Source organism: Allobosea sp. P4_C6 (genome assembly GCF_056402015.1).
In genome coordinates, this window is the sequence record NZ_JBFUIF010000155.1 from 1 (window position 1) to 3154 (window position 3154).

A 3154-nucleotide genomic window follows, 5' to 3' on the forward strand; every position below is an offset into this window, starting at 1 on the left:
GCTCCACAGCAGCGTGATCCAAGTGCAGGTCGTGCATGGCCACGGTCCCCCCTCGAGCCCCCCAAGACCCCGATGGACCATGCTAGGGGGCGCCTGGAGTGGTTAAGAAGTGGTTAATCGGCATGGGACGGTAACGGGAGCGGTGTGATGAAGATTGTGGGCAAACAAGGCTGCCGCGCTCGCCTCCTACGCGCTGCAGGCGGACGACCAAGAGCTTGTCCAATACGCAGTGCGCCTCCGCGCTCGCGCCGTCAGGCGTGCAGGAGCGTTGCTCAAGCAAATCCAGCCACAGCACGGATCGAACCGACTAATGTTGTGACGCGAACAGATCTCCCCCGCAAAGCCGGTATGCTCGAGAGGCGAAGAGGCTTGGCGATGGGCTTAAGATAGCCGCTTGGCGATCATCTGCGCTCGTCCAGTCCGCACCCTGCGGTGGCCCATCATCCCTTATCAGGCGGGACGCTGTGCCTAGGCTAGAGACGCATTGCACAACCGTTCCGGTTGATTCAGCGTTCGTTCGGGGTTTGAACAGACGCCGCGCCGGGCCACAGGAGGCCCRGGTTTGGCATTTCGCGCGATTTTGGCTATCCGAAGGGCAGAAAATTTTTTGCGCCCACCGGCCGCCWTCTAAACGCTTCCACGGGGCTATGCCCCTTGAAGGAACTTTCGGACCACCTACCTGTTGAGGACGCGGCGTCGGAGACGATGCCTGCCTGCTCTCCGGTTGGATGCGTTGCCGCGGATGTACCGGCCGCACCGACAGGAGGGCAAAGCCAGTTTCCCGGCGATGGCCGGAACCGCCAAGTCCTGACAGAAGTCAGAGGCCCGTCGCTTCCCARGCGGCGGGCTTATTATTTCGCGAGCTGAGGTTCGCGGAGTAATAAGCGCGCAAGCGGCTTCCGATGCCGGCATGTCCGAGAGGCATCTGCGCCTCGGCCATCATGTGCTCCGGGTAGCCGCGCGGCTCCTGGTGCCGGTCTTGGCCTGCCCGGCACGGCGATGCTTGCGGTTCATGATTGCGTCCTCCTGTGTATCCCGATGGCTGCGAGGGAGGCTTCGGCCTGCGCGACACGGTCAGCGTGCCAGGCGGACCAGCAGCCGTCGTGCAGCCAGACCTGATCCGGCGCGATGCCGATGGCGAGCAGGATGTCTCCCGCCCGTTYGGGGCCGCCGCAACTGCCGCAACTGCCGCACTGCCGCAAGGGGGCGGAGGAAAAACTAACTGGATTGCGGTATTGCCAGTGCACGAGACAGGCCTGGTAGGCGGCGTCCTCGGCCTCGGCCCTCGACTTCCCCAACTCGATCAGCCGAGCCACATCGCGATCAAACGTCAGGACCACGTCACTGACCGAAACAAGATAGGATTTGGCTTTGGGTGCTGCGGCAGTTGCGGCGTTCGCGGCACTTCCCCCAGATGGCGGGGTGCGCGTTTCCGGTTTCACACCCTGCGGCAGTGCGGCGTTTGCGGCGTTTGTGYCTGGAARCTGAAACCGCCTGTAGCTCACGCGCTGGCCTCCTGGACCAGCCGCACGCGGCGAGGACGGGCCGACACCTCCTCGATCCAGCCATGCGAGGCGAGGATGGCGAGGGCTTCGTCTGCCGCGGCCTTGATGCGGAAGGCTGGCGGGGCGAGCTTGCCAATGTCGCGGACGCTGAACTCTTCCTCGCCGCGCTCGCGCATCCAGTCCAGAAGCTGCTGGGCGCGGATAAGGCGCCGATCGGTGCGAGCGGCCCGCTGAAGGCGTAGGGCCTCGTACACATACCAGTCGGCCAGCTTCAGGGCTGCGCACATGGCGTCGGAGCCAATCTCGGTCGCCCGGACGTGGTCCACGATCGTAAGCACGCCTGCGATGCGCGCCGCATGCTCGGCGATCTTGGCCGCAAAGTCCTCCACMGGATGAAGCTCGCCGCCAGCCCCGCACTGCCCTTCGATGTGATTATAGAAGGCCTTCCACGCKATAGTGGCGGCCTCGGTGATGGTGAGCACACGCGGCTCGAGCTCGTTTCTGCTGCCTTCGGCCAGCGGCCAYGGCGCTTCGAGGATCGAGAGGATGCGCGCGCCGTAGGAGTGGATCGCGTCGTTATCCTCGGGCTCCACATCGCGATAGAAACGAGTGCCGGCGATGCTCTCGGGCGCGGCCACCAGCACGCGCGACAAGAGGCCCTGATCGCGCAAGAGCGGATCGGCGAGGAATTGCGCCGCTGCGTCAGGCTGCACCATCAGGTGCATGGAAAGCCGGCGGCCGTGGAGGATCGTGACGCCGTCGAGCGCGCGAATGCGCTTGATTGGCTGCCCGTCCCACATTTCCGAATAGCCGGCAGCGGTTCTTAGCCGGTTGTCCGGCGACATGCCGTGCCCGCCGATGAACATGCCACCCTCGGCGGTAAAGATGCCAAGCGCCGCCGGTGCATTGACCCACGCCTTCACCAGCCCCTCGATCGTCGGTTCGGGTACGGTCAGGAACGGGGAGAGCGGGCGCTCCGGCTCGGGACCGAGCGCGACCAAAGCCCTCCGCCTCTCGTCGTGTTGCAGTTTCCGGTTGCCCTCGATCTTCTTCTTCTCCGCACTCCAGGCGGCAAAGGCGATCGACCACAGGCGATGCTCGTGCTCGTGCTCTTCCTTCAGCGCCTTTTCACGCTTGCGGACTGGCCAGAGGGCTTCGCTATCGGCCGATGTCTTCCTGCCTCCGGATGGCGCTATCGTCACGAAGTCGAGCGACAAGGGCCGTGTCTGGTCGTAGGGCATCATCACATCGGCATGCGCCTGCGATACGAGCGCGGCGACGGCGAGCACAGATTGCGCGGCGATGGCCTCCGGCACCTGGACCTTGCGCGCTATGGCTGCGGCAGCGCTAGACAGGACCGGCCCCAGCGACTCGATCGGAAAGCGCTCGGCTTCGGGCATGGGCGGGAAGAGCGGAATCGGGCCATCGGCGCTGGCCGGCTCTGCGTCGGGGGCGTCCGGCTCCGGTGTCGGATGGAACACTCCAAGCTTGACCGCCGCATCGCTGCCATTGGCCTGCAACGCGTCGTTGATGTCCTTGCCGGCCGTGGGAAGGAACACATGAACTTCGCGGCCAGCCGCATGCCACCGGTCGCCGACGGCCTGCGTAGCCCTTTGACTGGCGCCGCTCTCATCCATCTCTCCCAGAAC

General features: G+C 65.1%; 2 protein-coding genes. Both read right to left on the reverse strand.

Annotated features, from left to right (window positions below):
- Nucleotides 1–1010: 1010 nt before the first annotated feature.
- Entirely contained in the window at nucleotides 1011–1505 is a 495-nt protein-coding gene (locus tag AC1DVA_RS27220) for a hypothetical protein (protein WP_476807960.1), read from the reverse strand.
- Nucleotides 1502–3154 (reverse strand): DUF3987 domain-containing protein (locus AC1DVA_RS27225; protein WP_476807961.1); only part of this gene is annotated, 1653 nt, incomplete at its 5' end. The genes AC1DVA_RS27225 and AC1DVA_RS27220, both read right to left, overlap by 4 nt.